Here is a 1,470-nt window from a genome sequence, read left to right as displayed (position 1 = left end):
TTTATGTGCTCGTCGCCTGTTTGTAGATGACGACATCAGCAGCACTGCATGAGGAATCAGGGATGTTTTCACCGGCGCATCAGCCCCATTTCACGCTAACCCTTGCGGGGGTGGACGTTCACGTACTGGCCTTCAAGGGCCGCGCAGCCTTGAACAGGCCATTCGTTTTTGATCTGGGGCTGGTCAGCCTGCTGGCGGACGAGAGGCTTTCATGACCACTGGAAATGCCGTTGCTCATACCCGTGAGCCCCAAGTTGCCATTGTTCCGCTAAATGAAATCCAGATCGAAGATGTCGGGCGCGACGTTTGCGCGATTGATACTTGGCTGCAAGACGTCAGCGGCGGGGCGGTTACCCTTGATCGACTGCAAAACGTTGCAGGCTTGATTCCGGTTGTTGGCAATGTCATGGCGCTTGCTGATGCCATTGGCGACATTGTGAGTCTGATTAAAAACGATGGCAGCAACCCGCTCGACTGGGTCAGTCTGGGCATAAATCTGGTATGTATTGCCCCTTTTCCAGGCACTACCGCTGCGCGAGTGAGCTTGCGTTCAATCTTGTCTTTGGTCCGTGGTGAGCTTGCCCATACCGGCAAGATAGTGCTCGGCGATGCATTGATTGAAGTCATGGTTGGGCACCTGAGTGCAACGATTGTTGGCCAGCTTGAACACTTTTTGACTATTGCCCAAAGCCAGCTACCGGGTTTGCTGGAGCAGGCGGGTGCATTGGGCGAAGAGCTTGTGCTGGACCTTGCCAAAGGCATGAGGGCGCTGGTAGACGGTGACATGGACGTGAAGGGGCGTCTTGCCAGTGCGCAGCAACACATCACGTCCATCAACACTGAGCAGCTTAAGCGCAACCCGTTTCACATCTTCACGAATGTCTACAGCGCCTTGCGGGATGTTCAGGTCGCTGCGGGCACCAGCATGGCCAACTCGGCGGCCAAGCTTCTGATGCCCGCTCAGGCCAAAAAGCGGGTGTACGAACAGACTGAGCACTTGATAGCGATGGCGCCCGAGCTGCGCGTCCAGCTCAGAAAACTCAACGATCCAGCCCTTAAGGGATCCATCGGATCGCTTGTGGTCGTGCTCAATAAAGCGGTTCAGTTATGGGGTTTGCGCAACCCGCACGCACTGAGCAGTAACATCAAAAACGGTACGACTAACAAAGCTCGCTACATACACAGACAAGGTGAGCTGGAAGTCCGGAAAAATGAGGTGCCCGCCAAAAAGACGGCCAACCCGGAAAAAAATGGGCCGTGTGTTGGCACGTGTAACAGCATCAACTTTGCTCTGGGCACTGAGTCCCTCGGCCACACCGACTTCAGCTTGCCCGGCCCGTTCCCGATTGACTGGACACGCACCTACTACTCGCGCCTGAGCGCATACGACCACGGCGCCCTGGGTGCGCGCTGGATCACCGAGTTCACCACCCGCTTTGACCTGCACGGCAAGGGCCTGGTGTTCCACGA

General features: G+C 56.2%; 2 protein-coding genes. Both read left to right on the top strand.

All coding sequences use genetic code 11. The features are described 5' to 3' along the window. The first annotated feature begins 62 nt into the window (after positions 1 to 62). Positions 63 to 215, top strand: coding sequence for a hypothetical protein (locus tag CJF39_RS23135; protein WP_169963335.1), 153 nt, complete (start codon positions 63 to 65; stop codon positions 213 to 215). Beyond that, on the top strand, positions 212 to 1,470 hold a 1,259-nt coding region (locus CJF39_RS22570; protein WP_249275433.1), incomplete at its 3' end, for a DUF6531 domain-containing protein. The genes CJF39_RS23135 and CJF39_RS22570, both read left to right, overlap by 4 nt.

It is taken from the genome of Pseudomonas lundensis (genome assembly GCF_002269125.1).
Taxonomy (GTDB): domain Bacteria; phylum Pseudomonadota; class Gammaproteobacteria; order Pseudomonadales; family Pseudomonadaceae; genus Aquipseudomonas; species Aquipseudomonas lundensis_A.
Note: the sequence above shows the minus strand (reverse complement) of the source record. Positions and strands in the feature narration are given on the sequence as shown.

Bases quoted from the DNA above. Each gene is read 5' to 3' on its own strand.
- CJF39_RS23135 (WP_169963335.1), top strand. From the start codon at position 63: ATGTTTTCACCGGCGCATCAGCCCCATTTCACGCTAACCCTTGCGGGG.